At 43.9% G+C, this 26,428-nt stretch carries 27 protein-coding genes; 12 read left to right on the forward strand and 15 right to left on the reverse strand.

Annotated elements, in window-relative coordinates; translation table 11 throughout:
- Window positions 1-248 precede the first annotated feature (248 nt).
- Window positions 249-2,204 (forward strand): methyl-accepting chemotaxis protein, encoded by a 1,956-nt coding sequence (locus GQA99_RS01355; RefSeq protein WP_160052048.1) that lies wholly within the window; start codon window positions 249-251, stop codon window positions 2,202-2,204.
- A 67-nt stretch (window positions 2,205-2,271) separates the two neighbouring features.
- Here the strand turns inward: GQA99_RS01355 and GQA99_RS01360 are convergent, their stop codons facing one another.
- From GQA99_RS01360 to GQA99_RS01370, 3 genes are all read right to left on the reverse strand, one after another.
- Window positions 2,272-2,745: a peroxiredoxin gene (locus GQA99_RS01360; RefSeq protein ID WP_160052049.1), complete on the reverse strand. Its 474-nt coding sequence runs from the start codon at window positions 2,743-2,745 to the stop codon at window positions 2,272-2,274.
- A 31-nt stretch (window positions 2,746-2,776) separates the two neighbouring features.
- On the reverse strand, window positions 2,777-3,289 hold the full coding sequence (locus GQA99_RS01365) for a DUF2937 family protein (protein ID WP_160052050.1): 513 nt from the start codon (window positions 3,287-3,289) through the stop codon (window positions 2,777-2,779).
- Between the two features lie 111 nt (window positions 3,290-3,400).
- A complete protein-coding gene (locus GQA99_RS01370) occupies window positions 3,401-4,282 on the reverse strand; it encodes a LysR family transcriptional regulator (protein WP_160052051.1) in 882 nt (293 codons plus the stop codon).
- Between the two features lie 147 nt (window positions 4,283-4,429).
- Between GQA99_RS01370 and GQA99_RS01375 the strand changes: the two genes are divergently transcribed.
- Window positions 4,430-5,620, forward strand: coding sequence for an MFS transporter (locus GQA99_RS01375; RefSeq protein ID WP_160052052.1), 1,191 nt, complete (start codon window positions 4,430-4,432; stop codon window positions 5,618-5,620).
- A gap of 99 nt (window positions 5,621-5,719) precedes the next feature.
- Here GQA99_RS01375 and GQA99_RS01380 read toward each other — a convergent pair whose 3' ends face one another.
- Window positions 5,720-6,616: a LysR family transcriptional regulator gene (locus tag GQA99_RS01380; protein ID WP_160052053.1), complete on the reverse strand. Its 897-nt coding sequence runs from the start codon at window positions 6,614-6,616 to the stop codon at window positions 5,720-5,722.
- A 158-nt stretch (window positions 6,617-6,774) separates the two neighbouring features.
- Here GQA99_RS01380 and GQA99_RS01385 point away from each other — a divergent pair, with 158 nt between their 5' ends.
- Both GQA99_RS01385 and GQA99_RS01390 read left to right on the forward strand, forming a co-directional pair.
- Entirely contained in the window at window positions 6,775-7,221 is a 447-nt protein-coding gene (locus GQA99_RS01385; RefSeq protein WP_160052054.1) for a DoxX family protein, read from the forward strand.
- A 99-nt stretch (window positions 7,222-7,320) separates the two neighbouring features.
- Window positions 7,321-8,016, forward strand: a complete 696-nt coding sequence (locus tag GQA99_RS01390; RefSeq protein ID WP_160052055.1) for a pirin family protein — start codon at window positions 7,321-7,323, stop codon at window positions 8,014-8,016.
- Window positions 8,017-8,075: 59 nt separating this feature from the next.
- Here the strand turns inward: GQA99_RS01390 and GQA99_RS01395 are convergent, their stop codons facing one another.
- Genes GQA99_RS01395 through GQA99_RS01405 form a run of 3 tightly spaced genes read right to left on the reverse strand, consistent with a single transcriptional unit; the run spans window position 8,076 to window position 10,286 of the window.
- Window positions 8,076-9,662 carry a PepSY-associated TM helix domain-containing protein gene (locus GQA99_RS01395; RefSeq protein ID WP_160052056.1) on the reverse strand — a complete coding sequence of 529 codons (1,587 nt, stop codon included), beginning with the start codon at window positions 9,660-9,662 and terminating at the stop codon, window positions 8,076-8,078.
- 11 nt (window positions 9,663-9,673) lie between these two features.
- Window positions 9,674-9,934, reverse strand: coding sequence for a hypothetical protein (locus tag GQA99_RS01400; protein ID WP_160052057.1), 261 nt, complete (start codon window positions 9,932-9,934; stop codon window positions 9,674-9,676).
- Window positions 9,935-9,968: 34 nt separating this feature from the next.
- Complete coding sequence (locus GQA99_RS01405) at window positions 9,969-10,286, reverse strand: hypothetical protein (RefSeq protein WP_160052058.1); 318 nt, start codon at window positions 10,284-10,286, stop codon at window positions 9,969-9,971.
- 866 nt (window positions 10,287-11,152) lie between these two features.
- Between GQA99_RS01405 and GQA99_RS01410 the strand changes: the two genes are divergently transcribed.
- From GQA99_RS01410 to GQA99_RS01420, 3 genes are all read left to right on the forward strand, one after another.
- On the forward strand, window positions 11,153-11,632 hold the full coding sequence (locus tag GQA99_RS01410) for a (2Fe-2S)-binding protein (protein WP_160052059.1): 480 nt from the start codon (window positions 11,153-11,155) through the stop codon (window positions 11,630-11,632).
- Entirely contained in the window at window positions 11,616-13,919 is a 2,304-nt protein-coding gene (locus GQA99_RS01415; RefSeq protein ID WP_160052060.1) for a xanthine dehydrogenase family protein molybdopterin-binding subunit, read from the forward strand. The genes GQA99_RS01410 and GQA99_RS01415 overlap by 17 nt, the downstream gene beginning before the upstream one ends.
- A 294-nt stretch (window positions 13,920-14,213) precedes the next feature.
- Window positions 14,214-15,152 (forward strand): sensor domain-containing diguanylate cyclase, encoded by a 939-nt coding sequence (locus tag GQA99_RS01420; RefSeq protein WP_160052061.1) that lies wholly within the window; start codon window positions 14,214-14,216, stop codon window positions 15,150-15,152.
- A gap of 98 nt (window positions 15,153-15,250) precedes the next feature.
- On the opposite strand, the gene GQA99_RS01425 is transcribed toward GQA99_RS01420, so the two are convergent.
- On the reverse strand, window positions 15,251-16,306 hold the full coding sequence (locus GQA99_RS01425) for a hypothetical protein (RefSeq protein ID WP_160052062.1): 1,056 nt from the start codon (window positions 16,304-16,306) through the stop codon (window positions 15,251-15,253).
- Window positions 16,307-16,330: 24 nt separating this feature from the next.
- A complete protein-coding gene (locus GQA99_RS01430) occupies window positions 16,331-17,380 on the reverse strand; it encodes a hypothetical protein (protein WP_160052063.1) in 1,050 nt (349 codons plus the stop codon).
- A 461-nt stretch (window positions 17,381-17,841) separates the two neighbouring features.
- Here GQA99_RS01430 and GQA99_RS01435 point away from each other — a divergent pair, with 461 nt between their 5' ends.
- Window positions 17,842-18,600 carry a substrate-binding periplasmic protein gene (locus tag GQA99_RS01435; RefSeq protein WP_160052064.1) on the forward strand — a complete coding sequence of 253 codons (759 nt, stop codon included), beginning with the start codon at window positions 17,842-17,844 and terminating at the stop codon, window positions 18,598-18,600.
- An 86-nt stretch (window positions 18,601-18,686) separates the two neighbouring features.
- Here the strand turns inward: GQA99_RS01435 and GQA99_RS01440 are convergent, their stop codons facing one another.
- Both GQA99_RS01440 and GQA99_RS01445 read right to left on the reverse strand, forming a co-directional pair.
- Window positions 18,687-19,007 carry a hypothetical protein gene (locus tag GQA99_RS01440; RefSeq protein WP_160052065.1) on the reverse strand — a complete coding sequence of 107 codons (321 nt, stop codon included), beginning with the start codon at window positions 19,005-19,007 and terminating at the stop codon, window positions 18,687-18,689.
- Window positions 19,008-19,117: 110 nt separating this feature from the next.
- Complete coding sequence (locus GQA99_RS01445; protein WP_160052066.1) at window positions 19,118-19,525, reverse strand: SHOCT domain-containing protein; 408 nt, start codon at window positions 19,523-19,525, stop codon at window positions 19,118-19,120.
- A gap of 323 nt (window positions 19,526-19,848) precedes the next feature.
- On the opposite strand from GQA99_RS01445, the gene GQA99_RS01450 reads away from it, so the two are divergent.
- Both GQA99_RS01450 and GQA99_RS01455 read left to right on the forward strand, forming a co-directional pair.
- Window positions 19,849-20,598 (forward strand): DAPG hydrolase family protein, encoded by a 750-nt coding sequence (locus GQA99_RS01450; protein WP_160052067.1) that lies wholly within the window; start codon window positions 19,849-19,851, stop codon window positions 20,596-20,598.
- Window positions 20,576-21,217 carry a TetR/AcrR family transcriptional regulator gene (locus tag GQA99_RS01455; protein ID WP_160052068.1) on the forward strand — a complete coding sequence of 214 codons (642 nt, stop codon included), beginning with the start codon at window positions 20,576-20,578 and terminating at the stop codon, window positions 21,215-21,217. Before GQA99_RS01450 ends, GQA99_RS01455 begins: the two co-directional genes overlap by 23 nt.
- A 55-nt stretch (window positions 21,218-21,272) precedes the next feature.
- On the opposite strand, the gene GQA99_RS01460 is transcribed toward GQA99_RS01455, so the two are convergent.
- Window positions 21,273-22,430: an MFS transporter gene (locus GQA99_RS01460; RefSeq protein WP_160052069.1), complete on the reverse strand. Its 1,158-nt coding sequence runs from the start codon at window positions 22,428-22,430 to the stop codon at window positions 21,273-21,275.
- A gap of 92 nt (window positions 22,431-22,522) precedes the next feature.
- On the opposite strand from GQA99_RS01460, the gene GQA99_RS01465 reads away from it, so the two are divergent.
- The gene (locus GQA99_RS01465) at window positions 22,523-23,446 is read left to right on the forward strand and encodes a LysR family transcriptional regulator (RefSeq protein ID WP_160052070.1); all 924 of its coding nucleotides are present in this window, start codon (window positions 22,523-22,525) and stop codon (window positions 23,444-23,446) included.
- 16 nt (window positions 23,447-23,462) lie between these two features.
- On the opposite strand, the gene GQA99_RS01470 is transcribed toward GQA99_RS01465, so the two are convergent.
- On the reverse strand, window positions 23,463-24,251 hold the full coding sequence (locus GQA99_RS01470) for an AraC family transcriptional regulator (protein ID WP_160052071.1): 789 nt from the start codon (window positions 24,249-24,251) through the stop codon (window positions 23,463-23,465).
- A gap of 103 nt (window positions 24,252-24,354) precedes the next feature.
- On the opposite strand from GQA99_RS01470, the gene GQA99_RS01475 reads away from it, so the two are divergent.
- Entirely contained in the window at window positions 24,355-25,566 is a 1,212-nt protein-coding gene (locus GQA99_RS01475) for an MFS transporter (protein ID WP_160052072.1), read from the forward strand.
- Between the two features lie 91 nt (window positions 25,567-25,657).
- Here the strand turns inward: GQA99_RS01475 and GQA99_RS01480 are convergent, their stop codons facing one another.
- Both GQA99_RS01480 and GQA99_RS01485 read right to left on the reverse strand, forming a co-directional pair.
- Window positions 25,658-26,023, reverse strand: coding sequence for an MmcQ/YjbR family DNA-binding protein (locus tag GQA99_RS01480; RefSeq protein ID WP_160052073.1), 366 nt, complete (start codon window positions 26,021-26,023; stop codon window positions 25,658-25,660).
- A 153-nt stretch (window positions 26,024-26,176) separates the two neighbouring features.
- A complete protein-coding gene (locus tag GQA99_RS01485; RefSeq protein ID WP_160052074.1) occupies window positions 26,177-26,398 on the reverse strand; it encodes a penicillin-binding protein in 222 nt (73 codons plus the stop codon).
- Window positions 26,399-26,428: the final 30 nt, after the last annotated feature.

The raw sequence follows: 26,428 nt of genomic DNA on the forward strand, positions 1-26,428 counted from the left end.
TATCAATGCCGCGCACTGATGTGACTAACCGATGACAACCGGTTAGTGCTCACTCATTAAATTGCACTGCTTAACCTCCACGCAACTGCCCCTTTTCACTTTTTCTGCCACCAAAAAACCACAAGATACTGATAATTATTAAAAATAAATCAAATTGATTATTAAGCAATAAGTCTCACTCCGCTCGATAAACTGTCATATTAGTGCCATAAAATACTCACAATGGAAATTGCTTGAGTTTTTATTAAATGAAAATATCAACCTTATCACTGGGCGCGTCCGCGTTATTACTTATCCTCGCGGCTTCTCTGGCGGCCACCGTGTTGTGGAGTAATCAACAGCGGCAAGTGAGTGAGCAACTCAACCAAAACCTGCAAAGTATTCAGCATACTTTTCAATATGATGTGCGCCGTAATATCGACAAATATTTGCAAACAGGTCAAAGCAATTATCTAGAGCAAGCCCGAACAGATATAAGCAGTATTACTAACAGCATCAGTGCATTACAACAAGCACACCCACAACTCGACAGCGCCTCGCTTACCCAATTAATGGTGCAGCTTACGCTAGATTTAGACACAAAATATCGCGCTGCGGGTAAATTAGCCGGTAATCCGCGCCAATTGTTGGCGTTTGCAGAATCTGAGATGCTCAGTTACAGCCGCAGCTTAAGCCGTTATGCACAATCGGCGCCGCAAGATAATAGCGTGGCACAACAATACCTCGCCCTCAGCACAGAATTGCCCAATCTGGTGTATCAGTTATCGCAGCTCACTCAATCCTTACTCATTGATAAAGATACTGGTGTGAGCAACAGCGTAAATTTCACCATTGATGCGTTAAACACCTGGCACGATCAATTACAACAACTGCCTTTACTCGGCATTTATCGCACCGAAGAAGTCGACGAGTTTGCGTTAGGCGACGATGAACCTGAGCAAATTGAAGTAGGTGAAACTCCTCGCTCAGAATTACTGAGTTTAAGCCAACGCTACAGTAAAGAAGTCAGCAACACCAAAGCTATGCTGAGCGAAAACCAGGCGGTGCAAACTGCGCTGATCAATGCCACCAGTCAGGTAGAACAGCAACTGGTGGCGTTAGCTGAAACACAACAACAAACAGACCAACAATTAAAGCTCAGCTTGCAGTGGTTACTGTATGGCATGGTTGGCGTGTTAGCGCTATTTGCAGTCTGTTATCTTATTTTGCAGCAGCGCCGTGTCGTCACACCATTACGGCGCTTAAATCGCGCTTTTTCCATGTTAAGCGAATCTAATCAACGCGAACCATTAGCGGTGACTAGCCAATGCGAAACCGGCCAAATTGCTGCCCATTTTAATCGCTTATTACAGCGGTTTGAACAAGAAGATGAGCAGCAAAAACACAATATGACTGCGGTATCGCAATCATTAAGTGAGCTAGTAGCGCGTATTGGCTCGCTGTCTAACAGCACCCAACAAACCCAAGACGTAGTACAACAAGCACAAGGGCAAACAGCTGATTTAATTGAATTAGCCAACCAAGTAAACCAGTCGTCTAGTGAGTTAACCGACAGCGCTCAACAAACCATGACAGACATGTTAGCCAGCCAGCAAGAAGCTCAAGGCGTATTAACGGCAACCGAACATACATTGTCTACGGTAAACCAATGTAATCGTTCACTTAGTCAGTTGAGTACCTCGGTGAATGATGCCGCTAAAATTGTGGATGTGATTGGTAATATTGCTGACCAAACCAACTTACTGGCATTAAACGCAGCCATTGAAGCGGCCAGAGCGGGCGAGCAAGGTCGCGGTTTTGCGGTAGTGGCTGATGAGGTGCGTAGCTTATCTCATCGCACCCAGTTGTCACTCAAAGATATTATGGCGATATTAACTCAGCTCACCAGCTCAAATGAGGCACTAAGCCAAAGCGTGAATGACATTAGCGCCGCCTCTGAGCAACAAAAAACACGTGCCCAAAGTTTACTGAGCGTAGCTAAACAGGTGCAGCAACAAGCCAGTGCAATGGCCAACAGTGCTAACCAGGGCAGCGAACATGCTAAGCAACAAGTGCATTATCTTGATGAGTTTGTCGCGGCAATGGACACCTTAATGCAACGGGCTAAACACGCTTTTGAACAAAGCGAAACCATTGCGCACGAGGTCAGTAACAGCGTAGACAATATTGAACAAAACCTCGGGATTGGCGAAGCCAAAGCGTAGACTCTTTTTCTATAAAAAATGGGCGCCACATTGGGCGCCCATTTTTCAATCTAATTAAAATAGCAGCTTACAGCGCAGCCATTACTGCTTCTGCAGTGCTCACTTCAAATGATTTTGGTGCTTCAACATTCAATAATGTCACTACGCCGTTGTCGATAATCATCGCGTAACGTTGTGAACGAATACCGCCAAAACCAGCTGTGTCCATTTCTAGGCCGAGCGCTTTAGTAAAGCTGGCATCGCCGTCGGCTAGCATCATTAATTCAGAGGCATTTTGCGCTTCGCCCCATGCTTTCATTACAAATGCATCGTTTACCGATACGCAAGCAATAAGGTCAACGCCTTTAGCTTTAAACTCGTCAGCCTGTACCACAAAGCCTGGTAAGTGAGCTTCTGAACAGGTTGGCGTAAATGCACCTGGTACGGCAAATAACACCACTTTTTTACCGGCAAAAAGCTCAGTCACATCGTGATTAACCATACCGTCTTTAGTCAGTTGGCTTAATGTAGCTTTTGGTAAAGATTGTCCTGTAGCGATCATAATCATATTTCCTTAAGGGTGAATAAATGGGTTATTTAGGCGCCAATACTTTTCGGCAACCTACATACAAAATAGATAATACTGACTCACATAAAATTGAGATCAACAGCCCAAGTAACATGCCGATGGCAATGGCTTCGGGCTTTAATAAAATCACATGCGAATAGTTTTTCCATACTTCAGCTTGAATGTCTGTTTGCGGTGCAAGGATCACTTGCTGGTATGGGCTATAACTGTGTTGACGAAAGCGCGTTAATGCGTCAGTTAACGCCACGTAACGTTGATAAATCGACTCAATGCTTTCGCCACCCGCACTGAAAACCGGATCGTTATTTTTGCGATAGTGTTGAATAAGCTTACTGATGTCGCCAGCAAAAAAGCGGTCGGCGTCGTGTTGAAATTCGGCCAAACTTTGCTTGGCTTCTAGCTGATGCGCTTCTAAGCGTTGACCATATTGATCGACAAAACCAGGAACTTGAATACCAATCAATACGCCACAAACAAACAGCACTAAACGCAGGTAGTCCATTAAATGTTTAATCATGATGTCATCGGTTGAGATAGAGAAAAATTCACAAACGCCACAATATCACCAATCAGTAAACTACGCATCCTCTGTATCGGTATGTAAACGGATGTTAATTTTCGCCAATAATTACAAGGTTAATCTAGGCTGAATAAATTCAATAAAGGCTGAGATCCGCCGCGCCACAGTCGATGATTTGTAATACATCGCATTCACTTGTTCGCGATCGCTAACATTAATTTTGTCCTGATTAAGCAAAGTGACTAACCGCCCAGCAGCTAAATCGTCGTTAATCATAAAGCCCGACAAACACGCAATACCATTACCGCTTAACGCTAATTGGCGCAGCGTTTCGCCATTGCTGCTACTGATACTCGGCGTAATTTCCTCGCTGCCTTTTAACGGCCACCGGTTAAGCGCTTTTGGCTCGGTAAATCCAAGCAACTCATGGCCACTTAGGTCAGCCACTTTTTGCGGCGCGCCTCGGCGAGCAATGTAGGCTGGCGAGGCGACGATGTATAAGGCACTCTTGCCTAATGGTCTGGCGTACAAGGTAGAATCGTTTAATTTACCGATACGAATCGCCACATCGGTGCGCTTTTCCAGTAAGTCGACATACCCCTCGTTTGAAGTGAGTTCTAACATAATGTCTGGATACGCCTGCCTAAAGTCTTGCATTAACGGCACCAGCTGATGAAACACAAACGGGCTTGCAGCATCTACGCGCAATCGCCCTTGTGGTAACTCTCCTCGCTTAACTAACTCATCTTCTGCCCGTTGTAATTGCAGTAAGCCCGTTCTCACCGACTCGACAAATTGCCTACCTTCGTCAGTCAGCTCAATACGCCGAGTGGTGCGGTTTAATATGGTTACCCCAAGCTGCTGCTCAATTTTACTCACCGCCCGCGACACGCGCGCCACTTGAATATTTAACGTATCGGCCGCCGCAGAAAAGCCGCCACTGTCGACCACAGTTAATAAAATATCCAGATCATCTGAGCGAGTCAGCATACACACCTCGGTTTAACGTCAATTACCTTTATTTTACACAAAAGTCATTTGCTAAAGACACTGTTTTTTACAACTCATTTACCGTGAATAATAGCCAGCATTACGCAATATTGACTCATTCACCTTATTAAACCCGAGGAACACATTATGCCGTTAGCCCTACTCGCATTGACGTTAAGCGCCTTTGCAATCGGTACCACCGAATTTGTCATTGTGGGGTTACTGCCCACCATGGCCCAAGACCTTAATGTTTCATTACCCTCAGCAGGCTTGTTAGTCAGCTTGTATGCCCTAGGTGTTGCGATTGGCGCACCGGTATTAACGGCACTTACAGGTAAATGGAACCGTAAAAACGTGTTATTAACCGTTATGGCGCTGTTTGTGGCAGGTAATGTATTAGCATGGCAAGCCCCGGGCTATGAAACCTTAATTGTCGCACGCATTATTACTGGCCTAGCCCATGGAGTGTTTTTCTCTATTGGCTCAACCATTGCAACCGGATTAGTGCCTAAAGAAAAAGCTGCCAGCGCCATTGCGATTATGTTTACCGGTTTAACCGTCGCATTGGTGACAGGCGTGCCATTAGGTACCTATATTGGCCAAACATTTGGTTGGCAAGCCACCTTTTTAGCGGTAGCGCTATTAGGCCTTATTGCGTTGATAGGCAGCAGTTTATTGGTACCAAACAATTTACAGCAGCCTGCGGCCACTAAAATATCCGCTCAACTTAAGGTGTTAACTCAGCCACGATTGTTATTAGTGTATGCCATTACCGCATTAGGCTACGGCGGCACCTTTGTCGCGTTTACATTCTTAGCACCCATCTTAGAGCAAGTGTCTGGCTTTGAGTCTCATGCAATTGGTCTGATTATGTTGGTTTACGGCGTGTCAGTGGCTATCGGTAATATTTGGGGCGGTAAAATGGCCGACAAGTTAGGTCCAATCAAAGCACTGAGTATTATCTTTATCGGTTTAGCCACCATTTTAGTGGTATTTAACTTTACTGCGGTTAACCCTATTGCAGCAGTTATCACCATTTTAGTGTGGGGCGCATTTGCATTTGGTAATGTGCCAGGCTTACAAGTTTATGTGGTTAAACTAGCGCAAGAGCATACACCTAACGCAGTTGATGTGGCATCAGGCCTCAATATTGCCGCATTTAATGTGGGTATTGCACTGGGTGCCTGGGGCGGCGGATTAATCGTTGAACAAGCAGGCTTAATGCATACTCCCTGGGTTGGTGCGGTGATTGTATTGTTGGCATTAGCGTTAACCCGCTACAGTGGCTCGCTAGACAATAAAAACAATAACACTGCGGTATCTCAGGCTGCGGCATAATAGTTATTTCTGAGCTAGAGGTCGTTAAATCAGGGCATAGATATATACCTATATGCCCTTGAGCCTTTTCAGCTTTAGTTAACTTAACTTGAACTCAGGTTAACTCAAGCCCCAATCAATTTTTGGTAAATGCTCAATAAACCACTCAAATCCGCGGCCTTGATGCTCTTTATGCCAGGCAAGATACAAGCTCTGGTTAGGCCGTGGAATTGAGCATTGTTTTTCAATTAACTCGCCACTGTCAAAATAGCACTGCACCATGTGCCGCGGTAAAAAACCAATCCCCAAACCCTGGCGCTGTGCCGCTATTTTGGTTTCCATGGTGTTGACTCTAATGACTTGCTTGCTTTGAAATAAGCCACTACTGCGTGTCGGTAATACTTGCGCGGTATCGGCCACCACAACCGAGGCATATTCGGTAAGTTTGTCGGCGGCTAATACCTCATCAACAAACGCCAATGGATGATGTGGCGCCACTGCAAATACAAATTCAATTTCGCCTATTTTGTGGGTTTGAAATACACCTCTAGGTAATTCGCCAGAAGCGCCAATGACAATGTCTGCACGGCGACTGTGTAAGGCATCCCAACCACCACCCACGGCTTCCACATCGATACTAATGTCTACCGAGTGTTCGAGCTGATTAAATTGCTCGATTAGTTGAAACAACGGCGCTTGCGGGATCACGGTATCGCGCGACAATCTAATTTCAGTTTCCCAGCCCGACTCTAATTGCTGCACGGAATCAATTAGCCGATTCGTGGCTAACAAAATATCGCGGCCATGCTCTAACACCAACTTACCTGCTGGGGTGAGCTGTGCCCGTTGTTTGCTGCGGTCAAACAACGCCGTGCCCATGTCGTCTTCAAGTTTTTTGATGGTGTAGGTTAATGCTGACGGCACTCGATACAAGGATGCCGCTGCAGCTGCAAAACTGCCCTTGCGCTCAATGGCGTCTAAGGCCCGTAGTGCATCAATGGTAATGGCATGGTGCATGAATTTATCCTTATTCAAAAAATTTGAACTATTAGCTCAGTTTATTCCGATTTTTTATTCGATCAAGTCTCAATATACTCATTATCAATCGGTGAGGCAGCGTTATTTACGCTTACCACCAGCCAAATAACAGTTTAAAAATATTGAGGATACAAACCATGAAAGCACTGATTAAACGCATTACACACTCTACTGCTGGTTTTAGCACATTGGCATTACGCTTACCTGTTGGGATTATATTTATGGCCCACGGCGCCCAAAAATTATTTGGTTGGTTTGGCGGTTATGGCCTAGAAGGTACTGGGCAATGGATGGCGTCAATGGGAATGGAACCTGGCGTGTTAATGGCCTTTATGGCTGGTAGTGCTGAGTTCTTTGGTGGCTTATTTATTTTACTCGGTTTACTGACTCGTCCAGCGGCTGTCGCACTTGCCTTTACCATGGTGATTGCCATTGCCAGTGTTCACCTAAGCAACGGCTTATTTATGTCTAACAACGGTTATGAGTATGCTTTGGCATTATTAGCGGCCAGCGTGTCATTGGCACTGTCAGGTTCAGGCAAAGTCGCAATCGATAACGCTATTACCACTCGATTAGCTAAGTAACCTCAGATCAAATTAGCAAACCCAAATTTCGTATATACCAATCAGATCAAAACACAACTCTGATTGGTATAAACGTATATTAAGCGATAGGAGAACATCATGATCACTTTACGTCCGGCAAGCGAGCGCGGCACCGCCAATTTTGGTTGGTTAGACAGTAAACACAGCTTCTCATTTGGCAGTTATTATGACCCAGAGCATATGGGCTTTTCAGCCCTGCGAGTCATTAACGATGACAGCGTTGATCCAGGAGCGGGATTTGCCACTCATGGCCATCGTGACATGGAAATCATCAGCTATGTGCTCGAAGGTTCAATTGCCCATAAAGACAGTGAGGGTAACGTTGAAGTATTGCCTGCTGGTGAATTCCAGCTTATGTCTGCCGGCAGCGGTATCACTCACAGTGAATACAATGCGTCTAAAACCGAGCCATTGAAGTTTTTACAGATTTGGATCCAGCCCAATACCTTAGGTAATACGCCAGGGTATCAGCAAAAAAACTTTGGCCAGGCTATAGGATTAACCACCATTGCCACGCCAACAGGTGAAAATGACACCTTACACATCAAGCAAAATGCGACCTTATCGCAATTGATTTTAGCGCCACACTCTGAGCAGACTTACACCATCGCTGCGGGGCGAAAAGTCTATGTGCATCAGGTTGCAGGTGAGCTAAAAGTCGAGTCACAAAGGCTCGCGGCCGGTGATGGTGTAAAAATTACTGAGCGACAAACTATCACCTTTAAAAATGAACTAGACGACCAGTCTACTGCACTATTGTTTGATTTGCCTTAATGCCAACACTCGTGATGCCTGTGATAATGCTATCGCAGGCAAACGTTTCGTTCACCTGATTAATTAACAAGGGGTACACCAAGCTTTTCTCGGGTATTAACGTGCTGCGCGCCTCTTAGTTTTAGCGCACTAAACACGCCAATAGCAGCCATTAAGCCCATCGCCACTTGCACGCCTATCACTGCGGTAAAGCCGTTTTGCCACAGAGTAATAATCTGCTCGGCAAACATCAGCCAATCGGTTATCAATGTTATTAATAACAGTGCACTAGTAAGCAATAATAAGCGGCTAATATGGCGTTTAACATTGCCAATGTTAATACTCACTAACATGGTCGCTAACAAAGCCAGTACAAAGCAGGCAACAAGCCAATCTCCGCGGGCTGGCAACGTGGCAGGTAACACTCGCTCACATAAAAAGCCAACCGCGGTGGCCACAATAATGCCACCACATCCACCTATAGTGACGGCACTTGCAATGGCAATACTGCGCGGCGAAGAATGACGCTGGGTGCGGCGCTTATTAATCCACAGCATATTACCTGCCACTATCATCGCGCTGATGGCGATGGCTAAAATGAAGTATAAAATCCGCACATCCATACCGGCAAAATCACCAAAATGCAGCGTCACTAACACATCGCGTCCCTGGCGGAATACATTGTATTGTTCAGCATTGACCTTATCGACCACGGCACCATTAGCAATACGATAAGTCACTTCATCACGCTGGGCAAAACTAGCGGTATCACTACCACGAATTTGCACTAATGCATTGTCGGCGCCGTAATGATGAAAAATCACATTGCGTAATTCAAAATTGTCTTGCTGCCGCGTTTGCTCAATCAACTCAAAAGCGTTGTCCATTATCATCGGTGTTTGGCTGCGAGGCTCAACCACTCGTTTAAAGCCTGCATCATTAAACAAGGCTTGTTGATCGCCTTGGTAAATAAACATCGCAAACGCCAATTGAAACACAATGGCTAAATTTAGCACCAAGCCACTTAAGGCATACATTAAGGTCAACGGCAGCGTCATGACGCCGACCACAGTGTGTAAATCTAATAGATTATCGCGTCTCTGCTTATCTACCCGATACTGAAAAAAGTGTTTAAACAGTTTACGGGCATGAATAAACACCCCAGAGATTAGGGCAAACAACAACACTAATGTCACCATCCCAATGAGGTAGCTTCCACCGGGTAAATGAAGGTTGTAATGCAACCGATAAATAAATTGCGATAACAAGAAGTCATCTTTACCCGCAACCGTTTCACCGGTTTTAGGATCCACCAGAATGGCTAAAGATTGACGGCCACTTTCTGCGGCATCGTCGAGCACTTCCATATAAAAAATATAATAAGGTACTAATGCGGTGGGCATATTGATCCGAAAACGCCCTTGTTGATCAACAGGATATTCTGCCCGCTTTTGTTCAACTAAGCTGCCAAGCGGTATGTCTTGCTGACTACTTTGCACTGGGTGATGTGGCGTAATGGCCCACTGTGTGATTTCGTCATGGAACAGTGTAATCGCACCGGCCCAAAATACGATAAACAGTAATGGCGAAATGATCAGCCCAAGCCAACTGTGGGCTTCGACGAGGTTTTTAATCACTTTATGTGGGGCGTTAGCGCGAGGATTCATTACAGGCTTCATTAATAAACAGGAATATAAAACAACAACACATTGGCAACAGCAGTGACGACAAACCATTTACCACAAACAACACTGGCCGCTTTAGCAGTATTACGGCTGTAGCAATACGCCATCACCACCACCCATAAACAAAAGCCTAACAGCATGCCAATAAACAATTTGGTATCTACCGCTAACGGCAACAAACGAAACACTATTAGCACCAGGCAGACAGCCAGTAATAACCCCCAAGCAAAAGCTGCAAGCGACTTTAACCACATTTGATTTAACCTTTACTGAATCCTGAGCGACGGGTTATTTAACGCCAACCAACATAATGCTGACAAATAAGGCGAAACCGAACGAACTCACCCACATACTGCGGCCTTTGAAGTGAGCTGCGAGCAACACCAACATCATCCACATGGTCATCACACAGATAACAACTAACAAACAAGCCACCAGCAAGCTGTAGGTGTGACTAAAGCCCCACACAGCAAATAGCATAGCTGCACAACCTAGGCTCCACGCGAGTAGTTTAGGAAACGGCAGGCTAATAAGTTGCTGCTTATCAGACGCTAAATAAGCAAACAAACACCCTACCCATAAAGAAGAAACACTGATGAGCTCCATAATGACTTAACCCGCAAATGCAAATGATAATGGTTTTCATTCATTATCATGAATAACAACAGTAAATACAAGCAGAATATCGAGCCAAACTTTACGTTATAACGCTAGACCAACATCGAATAGCGTTACCTGCAATGAATGTCGATAATAGTCAAATTGATTAGTTGCTCAATTAAGCGCTAACGTGACAGATGAGAAGCTTGTCGCAACATATCTAAAACGAAATAAATCGATTATTAAACAAAGGATTAACATGAGCGCTGCGATTACAAAATCTCATGTATTCCAGTTATAGCTTGCTGTATTATTAATAACTAATTTACTGACAATTGATTTCTTTACAAAGCAATAAGCATTGCTTAGGCTTAAATATTAACCAAGTATAAATAAAGATTCGAACAGGGAGCGTACGATGAGGTATTCCTTATAAATTGCATTTTATATGTAATAAATAAGGCGACTTAATAGGCTAAAACGCATCGTGAGCAACGTATGTAGAGCCGCTTTTTTTAGGTTTAGTAATGATAACGGTTTGGCAACCCATGATATATCCTGTCACCTTTGCCAAGCACGCTCATAACTCATCAAAGTTTATCTAACCAAGTAACACCTTGGTTGCGCTAGGTTGTATTAATGATCAGTGAGTTAAAGGCCAACCATGCAGCGTATTGAGATGATCCAACTCCCCTTAACAACGTAATACTCGATAGAGTTAACAACCGCCATGCGTCCCATCGTATTACGATGAGCGGTTTCATGATGTATTGAGCGTCAATCAGCTGGGGAAACACCTAGCCAAAACTAAAAAGTGGGCGAGATAGTTATCAAGCCCAAGTTTGAGCATTAATTCACTGGAGAAGTGACCAATGGCAAAATTTATTTTAAACGGCAAACCGATGACTGCCGACGTAGAAAGCGACACCCCGCTTTTGTGGGTGATCCGCGATGAACTCAACATGACCGGCACTAAGTTTGGTTGTGGTATTGGTAGTTGCGGCGCGTGTACCGTGCATATTGGTGGTCAGGCAACACGCTCATGCATTACCCCAATATCGTCAGTAGAAGGGGCTGAAATCACCACGATTGAAGGCCTATCTGAAAACGGCGATCATCCGCTGCAAATCTCCTGGCAAAAACTGCAAGTACCACAATGTGGTTACTGCCAGTCAGGCCAAATCATGCAAGCCGCCGCATTATTAAAAGACAACCCAGCACCGACCGATAAAGATATTGATGCGGTAATGGGCGGTAACTTATGTCGCTGTATGACCTACGTGCGTATTCGTAGTGCCATTCATGAAGCTGCAAACTCAACCAAGGAGAGCAACGATGAGCAGACTGCCTAAACGTGGATCGGCTGGCATGACCCGCCGCGGATTTTTAATTGCCATGACCGCGGTCGGCGTCAGCTTTGGTTTTCCGCGCCACTTGATGGCGGCGATGGATCCTGCTAGCCCAGACGGCAAAGTATTACCAACAGAAGGTGATATTTATGAACCGTCTTTATGGTACTCAATCGACACTGCTGGCAAAATCAAAGTCAACATTATGCGCTCAGAAATGGGCCAACATGTAGGTACGGCTATTGCGCGTATTCTTGCTGACGAATTAGAAGCTTCGTGGGACGATATTGAAATTATCCACGTAGATAGTGACCCTCGCTGGGGTTATATGGTCACGGGTGGTAGCTGGTCTATTTCACAAAGCTGGCCTGTGTACCGCCAGGCAGGCGCCGCCGGTCGTACGGCATTAATTGAAGCGGCAGCTAAAAAATGGGGCATTGCACCTGCTGACTGTAAAGCCAGTAACGGTAAAATCGTATCAAGCAAAGGCGAATTGTCGTTTGGCGAATTGGTCAAAATGGGCTTAACCCGCCAATTTACCGAAGAAGAACTCAAGCAATTGCCGCTTAAGCCCAATGCCGATCTTAAATTAGTTGGCCAGCAAGTCACCTCACTTGATATCGCTAATAAAACCAATGGTAAAACCGTATTTGGTATCGACGCTAAAGTTGATGGCATGGTGTACGCCAACCCTATTTTGCCGCCAACGCGTTATGGCTCAAAAGTGGTTAAATTTGATGACTCAGCCGCCAAAGCGGTTAAAGGCTATCAACAAACAATCGTGTTAGATGATGCCAGTGGCAGTGTGCCAGGTTGGTTAATGGTTATCGCCAGCAGCTTTTTTGCCGCACAAAAAGCCTCAAAACTTGTCAAAGTAACCTGGGATGCAGGCGAAACCGCTAATGTGTCTGAGGCCGATATTATTGCTCACGGTAAAACGTTACTCAACGACGCCAGCAAAGGCGGCATTTTAGATACAGGTAATGTTGACACTGAACCAGCATTTGCCAGCGCAAAAAGCACTATCGCCGAAGAATACATCACCAGCACCGTATTGCATGCGCAAATGGAACCGTTAAATGCTTTGGTATTTAAAAATCCAGACGGTATTTGGGAAATTCATTCAGGTTGTCAGTGGCAATCACTTACCCTACCTGTATTAGCGACAGCATTAGGTGAAGACGAAGCTAACATCGTTATCCGTAGCTACATGTTGGGTGGTGGTTTTGGCCGCAGACTCAACGGCGACTATACCATTCCTGCGGCATTAACCTCTAAAGCATTAGGCGGTAAACCGGTTAAAATGGTGATGATGCGTCCGCAAGATATGCTGTTTGACAGTGCGCGCTCGGCTTCAGTACAGCAATTAAAAATGGCGTTCGATGATAAAAAAGCGGTTACCGCCATGGAACATCACGCTACGGCAGGTTGGCCAACACAAGTATTAGCACCAGGCTTTATGCCTAAAGGGGTTAATGGTCAGCCATTTGATCCATTCTCAATTGCTGGTGCCGATCACTGGTACAGTGTAGGCGCACAAAAAGTGCGGGCGGTGTCTAACGACTTAGCCATTGCCACTTTTAGACCGGGTTGGTTACGTTCAGTCGGACCAGGTTGGACAGGTTGGGCGGTTGAAAGCTTTATGGACGAAGCCGCGCATCATGCCGGTAAAGATCCACTGCAATTTCGCCTCGACATGCTAATTGCCGAAGGCCGTAACGCGGGTACCACACCTGTTGCTGCTGGCGGCGCTGCTCGTCAGGCAGTCGTGCTTAAGAAAGTTGCTGAAATGATTGAGTGGGGCAAACCACAAGCCGAAAACACCGGTTTAGGCATTGCATCTACCTTTGGTCAAGAGCGCGATATGCCTACCTGGGTGGCTTGTGCCGTTCAAGTGCAGGTAGACAAAGACAGTGGCAACATCGAAGTACAAAAACTGTATATCGCGATTGATGCCGGGATTATTGTTGATCCTAATGGCGCTGAAGCACAGTGTCAGGGCGCGGCGTTATGGGGCTTATCAATGGCTATTCATGAAGGCACCGAGATCGTTAATGGTCAGTATAAAGACTCAAACTTTAGTACTTATACGCCAGTACGTATCTACCAAACGCCAGAGATAAAGATTGAGTTTATCCCAAGTACTCAACCACCTTCAGGTTTAGGTGAACCCGCGGTAACGCCAGTAGCGCCAGCTATAGCCAACGCAATTTATAATGCGGTAGGCGTGCGTTTACGCAAATTACCAATGAAGCCAAATGATCTTAAAAGCAAACTGACTAGCATTTAATATGCTTTAGCTGTTTGAATAAGTCACACCCAATAAGCCCGACGATTTTCATCATAGTCGGGCTTTTTTTTATCTCCGCTATACTACTTTTATCAACCGCCATACCAATCTTCTCAACCATAAGACTGACAAAAAATAATTTATTCATATTGTGACTTTTAAAAAACCAATAAAAAACAGTTACAAACAACACCCACCAAAAAGCAATAATATACTAACTTACTAGTTGTTAACAAAAAGTGACAAATTTAACTTATAATAATGAATAAGCATTGCCACATCCTTGAGTATTCTATGCCAAAAAGTACACCTGCAAATTTAGAAGCCATACTTCTAGAGGGAATAGAAATTACGCCAAACTGCTTAGGCGTAATCAACAGTGACAAGGAAGTTATTTATTGCAATCAACATTTTGCCAGCATATTTGGTACTACAGTACAAAATGCAACGGGCAAAAAGTCTGCCGATTTATTGCGCAACGCTTGGGAAACCAAACAAGGCGTCATTATCAACACCGACAATTTTGAACAATGGTTGGCAAACCTGCATAAACTGCATTCAGACAAAGCGCTTAATCAATACGAAACTGACTTAACAGATGGGCGCTGGTTTAAAATGACCAGAATTAATCTCGACAGTGGTAATACCATCATTATGGGCGTTGATATTACCGAATTAAAAAATGCCCAAAAGGCATTAGAAGATGCCCACCAACATATTGAAAGTCTGGTTAATACCGATCAACTCACTGGCGTACACAATCGCCGTTCATATCATCAATTAGCAAAACATGAATTTGCCCGTGCCATGAGGTTTAACCAACCACTTTCACTATTAGTTATCGATATCGATTACTTTAAAACGATTAATGATAATTTTGGTCATGTCAGTGGCGATGAAATACTCAAAGAGTTTGCCCAAGTATGTAATGGCTTACTGCGCCAATCAGATTCGTTATCACGTATTGGTGGAGAAGAATTTACCGCGGTACTGCCAATGACCGACCATGATGGCGCAATGTTAATAGCTGAACGGATCCGTGCCAAAGTAGCAAAACATCTTTTTTATATCACTCAATCTGAACAACACCTTACTCTGACAATATCTATTGGCAGTAGCAGCCTAATTGAGAGAGATACATCGATGAAAGATCTTTTTAACCGCGCCGACAAAGCACTGTATTGCGCTAAACGAGGCGGCAGAAATCAAGTTCAGCAAGCACAAATTTGTTAACCCCTTTAAGTTCATCAAACATTCAGCAACTTAACATTAACTGATTCAACTACAATGACAAGCTAACAAAAAACCTAATCTATCCCTTTGACAATGCGCTATTCGTCGGCCATTTTTTGTAAAAACTCTAAACGCTGCATTTCTTGCTCATCGGCCTGCCAGGGCTCGTCAGACAATTGCCCAACAGCAAATTCACCTAAGTCATAACTGGGCTCATTACTGCGGCCATAACGCGTTAACTCACCAGGTACTGCAGGACGACGCTCTAGCACAAAGCTACCAAGCGTAAACTCACCATCTTGTTTAGGCAGCACGCCCTTATAGGCTTTGAGCTCCATTTCAACCGCACCTTCAGATAATTTTTTCGACGCAGTTAACAATGCTACAGGCTGCTGATTTGCAGTATATAAATTGGCTCTTACCCGATAATAACCGGCTTTCTCTACCGTTAGTTTGAGTGGAATGAGCATATCACTCCCTTCGGCGCGTACTTCACCGACACCGGTAATCGTTGCCGCTGGGTAGCTATATTCAATGCCCGTGGTTAAAGTCTGCTTTTTACCTTTAGCGCTAAAGGTCACATTGACGGCCATCGGGCCGTCCCACTCCTCTGTTGCATCGAGTTGCACGGTCCACTTCCCATCATGGTTTGCCATATCACCCTTGGCTAACACTTCTTTATGAGCAGACAATTCACTGCGGATCGCAGCACTGACACCCGTGACCGTTAAGCCATCGACCTCTAATGTGATGACCACAGGCTCAGGAAAACTAAAACGATATTTAGGCATCACAATACTGGCACTGGCACCCCCTTCTAACATTACAGGTTGCGCCACATACTGATTTGGGTTCAATAGGTGAACATCATTAACACCTAGCGGCACTGAATAACCTGGCAGAGTTAGCTCTTGTGCGTACGCTTCTGCTAGCAACGAAAAGCGCTCACTCACCGACTCAGGTAAGGTTTCTTTTACCATCACTTGTTTAGGCTGCATCTGCTTTACCACACTAGGCTGATGGGTGGCGACTTGAGCTTGCTGGTTTGAAATAACAACCTGAGCCAGCGTAGGTGCTGGCTCAGACGAGAAATACCAATATCCAGCACATCCACCAAGCAAGGCGACCACATAGACAACTTTTTTATGCTTCATAGATTAGCCCGTATTGAGAGTTAATTAGTTTGCAGCCTGATAAACTAATGACGACATACTGGTTTTACTTGAATTACTCACTACTCTATAACGCGAACTAAAAATCCACCAGCCACGTTTTTCGTCGTAGGTAGTAAACTTAATATTGTCGCCATTTAGGTAAGCAGAGCTATTGTTGGCGGTAGTCACTTCATCTTTAGCGCTACTGCCAATAGTGTCGTTATGGCTATAACCTTCACTCATCAACATAGGATAATGATAAGGCATAAACGCACTAGGGCCGCTGACCGAAGTTAACTTACCGTCAAATGCGACACCGCGCGAGCAACTGTCATAACTGGTTGCAGAAGCCGCACCACAACTTGAATGACTTGCCACTACACCGTCATCTTCGCCCGGTAAAAAAGCCCCTGTAGCCCCTAAAAAGTCAGACCCAGCACCAGCAAAACGTAATCGCGGTACGCGGCTACCTGGAAATGAGGCTAACTGACGCGCCGTATTCACTCGTAAATCATTTAACACCCCAATGTTAGATGATGACGGTGTCGCGCCAAGCCATAATGACACTGCAAGTTTAACTGCGGAATTGATTAACCCTGAACCGTTAGCTACATTGACCGCCAAATCCGCTAATTCAACACCGCCACCTGCGCCAGCAAAGTCGAACGTCGCCACAATATTAAGTGGCTGTAAGCCTGCATTTTGTAACCATAAAGCTTGGTTATCGATAATATATCGCGTCACTAAATCGCCCGTTGAGTGAGTCACAAACACACAACCATTGGAACAGGTACCGTCGCGCGACATTTGTTGTAATTTAGGCCACACGTACTGGCTGGTAATTTTGTTGGCAATGCGTTCTTGCGACGGCCAATCAATACGCTCATCGGCTCTGTCGCGCCAATATTGCGCCCAATAATCAGCACCATTATTGCTCACCTGCGCCCCAACAGGTTTGCTTTGTAAGTTGTCAGGCTGAAAACCGTGGATTAGCACCACGGGATAACCACCAACGGCCGCTTGCGCTGCACCACTAAATAAGCCAGCTAACAGCAATAAAATCGATTTTTTCATGGGTTGTCCTCATTTTTTATCTGCAACAGCAATAGACAGACTGTTATCATTTATTAGTTTTTTTGTTATCGAACTCATGCATTTTGTTACAAATGAGCACTCAACATAGAGCAGATAAAAAACAATGCAAGCCTAAAAAAGGCCATAAATTGCACAGAACAACCCTAATAATCAGCATCTTGTTTGAATTAATGACTGTCGATAAAATCGGAACATGTAAGAGCTTTTGCTACCCGTGATAACCTGCCCATAAAAGCTAATATTGATAATGGCACGACCGTTTTAAGCTTTTACTCCAACTATTTTTATCGTCAGCTCTTTTTTATTTTTAAGCCAGGTTAAAAAGTTTAACGCTTGATTTATATGGTTATTCATTCTGTAAAAAAGACATAAAACTATGATACCTTTATGCCTATACTGAAATGTTATTCAAAGTTGACTTCACAACGGACGGGTGAAACATGATGACTGCGGTACCAATGGAACTAAAACAATTTTGTCTTTGCATCTTGGTCACACTGTGCTGCGCAAGTGGCCTCCTAGCCGACACTCTTGAGCTTTCAACACTCGAGTGGCCGCCATTTTCAGGCAGTGAATTACCCGAACAAGGCATCAATAGCCAAATCATTAGCAAAGCATTAAGTTTCGAAAATCACACCCTTGCCATTGCCGTTTTACCCTGGAACCGAGCCGCTCGCAGCGTAACCACAGGCCAAGCAGTTGGGTATTACCCAACCTATTTTAATCCTGCTAATGGATTATTGTTTTCAAACCCCATAGGCGCCAGCCCCATTGTGTTAATAGAACGCAAAAATAACCCGATTATTTGGGACAAGGTCAGTGATTTAAATCAATATGAATTAGGGGTACTAAAAGGTTATATCAATACCGTTGAGATAGACGAAATGATTGCCAATGGCAGCCAAAAATTTGAGACGGGTATCGATGAAAAACAAAATATTCTAAAGCTGGCCGCTGGCCGAATCGATACCATCATTATGGACGTTAACGTGTTTGAATATCTAAAGTCTGATCCACAAGTGGCGAAGGTCGCCCCGCTATTACAAGTTAACCCAAAAATCGTGCAAGATAAAACCCTGCACATCACTTTTAATAATACTCAGGAGGGTAAAAAGTGGTGCGACATTGTCAATCAAGGCTTAGCGCAATTTGATGTACACGCCATGCAGGATGTTTTATTAAATCCCGTTGAAAAATAACTGACAAATACGATTGTGGCTAAAGCGGCTAACGTAAAGTGATGACGCCACTCAATATTGGAGCATGATAGGTGATGTGACGCCAACTAACGTTGGTACTTCATCCACAATTTATAGAACACCGCATTACACTGAGGGTTACTGTCCATTTTACCATCTCGATCACAATCAGAACCTGTTAGCGTCTTCATCACATCACTGCCGTATTGTTCTATGTCGTCAGCTTCAGGCGCCACAAACTCGGTCACTTTAGGCGAGTGCTCAATAAAATCGGCTACATTTTGATAAGATAAAAACTCTTCTTTGGAAATAATCTCACTGATATCGCGAATAGGTGATTCAGACGCAGTTACCGACAATGACATCAGCATTAACACGCCACTAAAAAAAATATTCAACACTCTCACACTTATCTCCATCAACTTACTGAGGCAAGAATCTGATGTTAACTAAATAATGGTTAGTCGACTAATGTAAACCTGATAACACAATACTAAAAGTCGATACTGAATAAAAATTAACGACCCCAATCTTCATCCAATATATCTTTTCGCTTAGCTTCATACTCTGCAGTGGTGAGTAAACCATCGAGATAAAGTTGTTCTAAACTTCTTAATTTTACGGCGAAATCGTTTTCTTTTTTAACCTTTTCAGGTGGGCGGCTTTGCATAGCTTCGAGCTGCAAATCATGATCGGTCTCTTCATGATGGAGACTTTTATTTGAAAATATGGAGTTTCGATAAGATTGATAAACTTGAGCGCACACACCACCCACCCAAAAAACCATAAACACTTTACCTGCGCCGTGCATTTCAGAGAAATCAAATGCCATAAACACAACAATCAACATACCGAGACTAATAAACAAGCCAACAGTCGAATTGTACTTAGACTCTTTGGTTTTTGATGTTCCGCGCAATCTCATTTAACACTCCAAATAAAAGGCCAATCGATATTATTAGTGTTAAGTTAAGCCATTAATTTCGCATTATTTTTCTGTATCAGCGGCTTGAGCCAATGCTTTGAGAATTAATTATCGTTTTAACATGATCTCATTGCTCATCATAACGGTTAATACATAAAAATAAAGTAGGCTAAGCCATTAATCGCATTACTTTAAAAGCGCCGATTATCATTCTATTTAAAAGACATTCAATCATCCACCTCTCACTTGCAATACAAATGTATTGCAAAATTAAAACTTAACTATACACTCGTATTGTAAAATCAAGTTAAGCAGAGAGAATTATGAAAATTATCCTTAGTTGTGTGCTTGGAGCCATATTGTTAATCGCCATATTTGGTGTTAACCCTTGGGCGACCAGTGCAAAAAGTAAAACGCTGTTATCTACAACTTACACTGAGCTCGAAACAGGAGTAGAGCGCAAAGCCAATGGCATATACGAAGTGAGAGCGTTAACCAGAATGCCGGGCGTGTCGGCTGATATGGTGCGTTGGTGGTTTGCCGATTACTTGCAAACAACAGCGCATTATCAACGCTGGCACCCCAAGGCACATGTGTGGATGGATTGGGAAAACAAAGTCCCAGGTGAAGTGATTGGCGCCAGCCATTTAGTGCATGAATACATAGGTAAAGATCTTCAAAAACTGCGGATACAATTTGTTGATCCAACTGAGATTTTAGGTGAATATACCCCGCAGAATGATCGCTTTATTATCTGCGCTAGAGCGGGATTATTAGAGCAACCGATTAATGGCGCCCAAATGTGTCATGTGGTACAAAACACTGAGTATGGCGCACAAATGCGTTCGGTTTTTTGGCAAGGCTATGTTGAAAAACGTCGTGGCAATGACACCGTATTTTCAATTGAAGGGCTACTTGGCAATACCGCAGTAGCAAGGTTAATGCTCACAAATAAGCAATCTGCCATCGACTTAATGACCCATGCCATTGAAGAGATGAATATTTTAGCAGGCTTCTTGCCTGAACTTTATCAACAACAAGGCCCAAAAAGTGAGCCCCAAACGAGTGAATAGTGGACGTAAAAAGGCTGTTGAAGCCGAAATAACCCGAGATCACATCTTAGTGAGTGCATCGACTCTGTTTTCGACTAAAGGTTTCGATGCTACCTCGCTGCGTGAAATAGCTCAGCTTGCGGATGTCACTCACAGCACCATTACCCATCATTTTGGTGCTAAGCAAGATATCTGGTACGCCATATCCGATAGAAATATTGCCGACTACCAACAACAGTTGGCTATGTCGTTGGTTCAGGTGATAAAAAATGAACATGAACCATTGGCCGTGTTTAAAACTGCGGTTGAAGTGCTGATTGATACGTTATTACGTCATCCACAACTCGTCCGTTTAATCAGTATGGAACACGACATTAACAGCGAACGTGCCATATACCTTGATGATAAGCTTAACCAAACACATCACATGGTATCGAGCCTATTTGACCAGGCCAAAGCCGTTTCACCGCGACTACAGCCTTTTAATGCAGACACCTTTTTAGTTGCATTACTGGGGCTTATCTCAGCGCCAGCACTGTTCCCTATTTTGCAAAAAACATTAACGCAAACCGACATCACCGACGCCAATTTTAACCCACACTACAAAGGGCTAATCATTAACATTTTGTTTGGTGAGTAACCCGTGATGAGTTACGCCATACACACTGCGCATGGCGTTAAGAGGGCTTAAATCGTTAGCTTATGCGGTATTTGGGCGACAATAAATAAGCCGTAATAAAGATGTATACCGGTAAAATAGCCAGTAAATATAACGCCTCCTTTAACGAGGTGTGATGTGCAAGCACACCGATAACAACCGGGCCGCACAACATTCCACCGTAAGCAAAAGCTGCCACAAATGCGATAGCAACACCCGATTTATGCTCATTAATGGATGCCGCCTTTGAAAACACCAAAGGCACAACCACCGAATAGCCAATCCCCATCAAGGCAAACCCCACTAAGGCTAGCGCGGGCGACTGCACCAAAATGATGATTAACACGCCAACCAAACTGAACAAGGCACAGCCTCTCACCGTCTGACTCACACCGCACTTTTCGATAAACACATGGCCCAATAACCTTGCCAACACCATGAAAATCGAAAACACAGCATAAGCCCAGGCAGCAAAGCTCATGTCTGTGGCAAACGCCTGACGCATAATCACCGCGCTCCAATCGGCAATGGCGCCCTCGCCTAATGCACAAGACATGGCAATTAAGCCAATAGACACCAAAAACACCTTGGGTAACGTAGCATGACTCGTGGCTGAGCTTGCTTGAGTCGATGCTGCAACCAGAGTGATAAGCCCAGATTGATGAAACAACATATAAAACGGCACAAACAAGGCGCTGACAATGACAAAATGCATCAACGTACTCGCACCGGCCCAAATAAACAACACCGCCCCAGCCGCTCCAATACCAGCACCTAAACTAAACATTGCATGAAAAAACGGCATCAGCTTACGGTTAGACAAGGACTCGGTTTTGGCTGCCCAACTATTCATCACCACATCCATGGCGCCATGTAAAAAACCAAAACAGAACAATGAAACCGCCAATGCAATGCTATTACTGCTTAGTGCTAGGCTAATAAAAGGAATGGGATACAACACATAAGCTAACTTAGACACCGCTTGCACGCCCAGTTTATCACTGAGCTTTCCCGCCAAAGGAAACGACACCACAGCGCCCAATGCCAGTAGTAATAAAAATATCGATAGTGTCTGTTCATCTAAGCCGAATGACTGTTTAAAAAAGGGCACTTTTGCCGCCCATGAGCCAAACAAACAACCATTAAAAATAAATAACAGTGTCACGGCATAAATATTGTTTTTAAGTGAAGGCATAATGATTCCAAGTCTTTTTGATAACGTTATATTGCCCTAAGCAAGCTAAATAAATAAAATGAATATATTTTATAAATGTATCGAATATTTTTATGCTTAAACACTTAGCGAATCATTTACCCTACTTCTCGGCTGTGGCTAAACACTTAAGCTTTTCAAATGCCGCAACAGAACTGGCAGTAACACAGTCTTCAATCAGCTATCAGATAAAATCCTTAGAAGACAAACTAGGCTTTAAGCTTTTCGCTAGAGGGCAAGGCAGTAAAGTCGCGTTAACCGAAAAAGGGGCGAAGCTTTATCACGAGTATATCGTCCTTGAGCGTAACTTTAATCAAGTCGTATCGGACACCCAGCTGAGTCAACACACCACCAAAATAGAATTAACGGCGCCGGTAGACCTTGGGGTAAAGCTGATCACGCCAGCCTTAGCGATGCTAGGCCAAAAAACGCTAGGACAAAACACCACAAACCAACCAGAACTTATTGTAAATCTTGATCTCAGTGATAACCTGGTCGACCTTAAAAAGAGTCGTTTTGATTTTTCAATACGCAATAATACCGATGAACCTGAATTAACTTACTTACCGCTTTTATCTGTTAAAAATAAACTCATTTGCAGCCAACGTTATGCGGCACAGCAAAACATCACCACCTTTGCTCAATTACAGCAACAGCACAGGTTAATCGTGAGAAATGCAACGAAAAGTAATACTTGGGAAACACTATTTTCGGCGCACAACACACAGTTTGCCCAGCATCAAAATAGACAAGTCATCAACAACAGCTTTGGGATTTATCAAGCTATTATGGCCGATGCAGGCATTGCTATTTTAGCCGAGTATTTTATTGATAAAACTAACCGTCAATTGCTGCATGTATTTGACGACAAAATAAGTCAAACCGAGTTTTTTCTGGCTTTTCAGCCCTCTTATATTGCTAATAAATGGGCTGAATTAGTTAAAGCCCAAATCCTAGCCTATGCCGCAGAAAAACCAGCTAACTCGTTACATTATTAATGTTATTTAGCGGGAGTTAATAAGCATTTAGCTCGTTCATGTATTTCATCGGTGGGTGTTTCATGACTTTTCTAAACATAGTGATAAAGGCACTTACTGACTCGTAACCTAACAACTCAGATACATGTTGGACACTTTTCTTGTCTGATAATGCTTGCAGTGCGGTAATAATATCAATTTGGGTGCGCCACTTTCCAAATGTCATGCCGGTTTCTTTTTTGATTAATCGTGCCAGGGTGCGTTCTGTTAATGCAAACTCATCGGCCCATTGCGGCAAGGTTTTTCTATCGCTCGGTTGGCTTATCAGTTGTTGGCTCATAGCCTGAATCACAGCATTTTTTGACAGCACAACATCTAGGTGCTGAATCGGCATGTCACTCAACTGATCAAATAACACTTGAGCTAAACGCGCGGTTTTACTGGTTAAGTCGTAATGTTGATCACACCCTGCAAGTTGGCACATCAACTCTTTAACTAAGGGCATAATCGCCAAGGTGCAAGTATGTTGCGGCATGCCTTGCATGTTGCTATCAATAAACACATGACACAGTTGTGCGTTATCTGAGGCGCGATTACTGTGTAGTTTATTTGCCGGGATCCAAATAGCGCTATGGGTTGGCACCATCCACATTTTTGCCGATACTTCACAGGTCACGTAACCGTGCAAAGCAAAAATTAACTGACCTTTAGGGTGAGTGTGTAACGGGATTTCATGGCTGGCACAAGCTTGTTCAATTTTAGCGATGACAGGTTGTGGCATCGATTCAAAATCGCTGATCTCATCCCACCCTACAGGCTTAAACATAGACTTGTCCGTTTTGAGATATTTAATGTCACTATAGCTAAATTATCTCAGCGGGCAAATCTTTATACTGTCGGGCATTATTAAGTGAAATCTAAAGCAGCAAATGACGTTACAAACCGATAATAGCAAACCGCAATCGCGCTTCTCCGGTGTAATACTGGTGATGGGTATCTTACTGATTGCGGCTAATTTACGCGCGCCGTTTACCGGCATTGCCCCTGTGTTAGAACAAATTATTAATCACTACACACTAAGCGGTTCACAGGCAGGTTTTATCACCACACTTCCGCTTATCGCCTTTGCAATTGTTTCCCCTATGGCAGCCATGTTTGCCAGAAGACAAGGCCTAGAACATGCCTTGTTTGCCGCGTTAATACTGATTTTATTTGGTATTTTGGCGAGGTTTATCGACTCATCAATTATGTTATTTGTAGGCACTGCGGTTATTGGTGTCGGTATTGCCATTGCAAACGTGCTATTACCGAGTTTAATCAAACGAGATTTTGCCACCAAAGTAGCACTCATGACCTCTGCTTATGTTCTCACCATGGGCATGGCATCGGGTGGTTTTTCTGCGTTGGTGTTTCCGTTGAGTCAGTTTAATGGTTTAGGTTGGCAATTGGCATTGGGCTCGTCGGCAATGTTAGCGGTCGCGGGGTTAATTGTGTGGACAGCACAATTAGGCAAGCACACTAAACCTGCGAGCATGTCGCAATTTTCGCCATCATCAAAAAGTGTATGGCGCTATTTATTAGCATGGCAAATTACCTTGTTGCTCGGCTTAAACTCATTTTTGACTTATATCATCATTACCTGGCTACCCAGCATATTGACAGAAACCGGCCACTCAGCGGTTGAAGCTGGGGCATATCATGGCGCCTTTCAAATTGCGACTGCGCTACCCGGCCTGGTATTAATCCCACTGTTGGCTAAGTTAAAAGATCAGAGTGCGCTGAGCTTTATTTTAGGATTACTCAGCGCCAGCTCCGCAATAGGCTTGTTATACATGCCTGATTTTGCGTTTTTCTGGACGATTATGTTGGGATTTTGTTCTGGAGGCTGTTTTATTTTGGGGCTGTCGTTTATTAGTTTACGCACAGATGATCCGCATCAAGCGGCTTCGCTTTCTGGTATGTCACAAAGTGTCGGTTATTTATTAGCGGCGGTAGGCCCTATGATGGCGGGAGCACTTCATACCTCAACAGGTAGCTGGGAAGCGCCGTTGTGGTTATGCATTATTGCTGCGCTATTGTGTGCAATATGCGGGTTCGGTGGCGGCAGAAATACCACGTTGAATAAGTCTGCCGCGGCATAATTGATGGTGATGGTGATAAGAACAAACAGCTTACTCATCAACATAGTGAGCAGAGGCAACTCATTTTAAGATGGCTTGCTTAACTGCAAGTCTAATTTAGAAGCAAGCCCAATTCAGATTGCTTTTTTTTACTCAGACCTGAAACAACAATACGGTAGGATTGCGCTAAATAATAGGTGAGCTCTTCATCTAACCTACCCGATGTCTCTATTTGCTGGATCCACTTCATCCCACGGCTAGCAAAATAAGGCGCCGGATGATAACCATCATTATTTTTTAAAAATTCATAATTTAACGGTGAGGTTTTGAATGTGAATGCCGGGTCGCCATTTTTAGCCGTAAAACCAATGGCAAATACCTTACCAGCCACTTTCCAAACGTGCGAATCTCCCCATTGCATAACATAAGTTGATGCAGGTAAAGCTCCACATAATTGATTAAATTCACTGTGCTTCAAAAATCCATCACCGTTTATCGGGTTAGCAAAAAATCTTGGGTTATGACCAAAACGTTGGCTGCATATCCAATTAATACCAATAGCGTAGTTATTAATGCATTCATCAGAGTTAACGATGGGCTGCGCTTACCAGCCATGCTCAACCTCATGCAATCAATACGTTGAATTAGGTGTGCTTTCAGGATTAATGTCGCCGTAAACCTCTTCTGGGTCGACATCATTGATCAATAACATTTCTCTAACGGTTTCAATATGATCTAATGTTTTTTGGTAATTATCACCATATTCATACTTAGTCACTTCAATTGCTTTTGGCATGTAAGTAAACGCAATTTTCAATGCCTGTAATGCAGACTCACTCATTTTGTCACTCATGTCACACTCCTTAATGTTAAACCTTCTCGA

The sequence above is a fragment of the Shewanella litoralis genome (genome assembly GCF_009828585.1).
Lineage (GTDB): Bacteria > Pseudomonadota > Gammaproteobacteria > Enterobacterales > Shewanellaceae > Shewanella > Shewanella litoralis.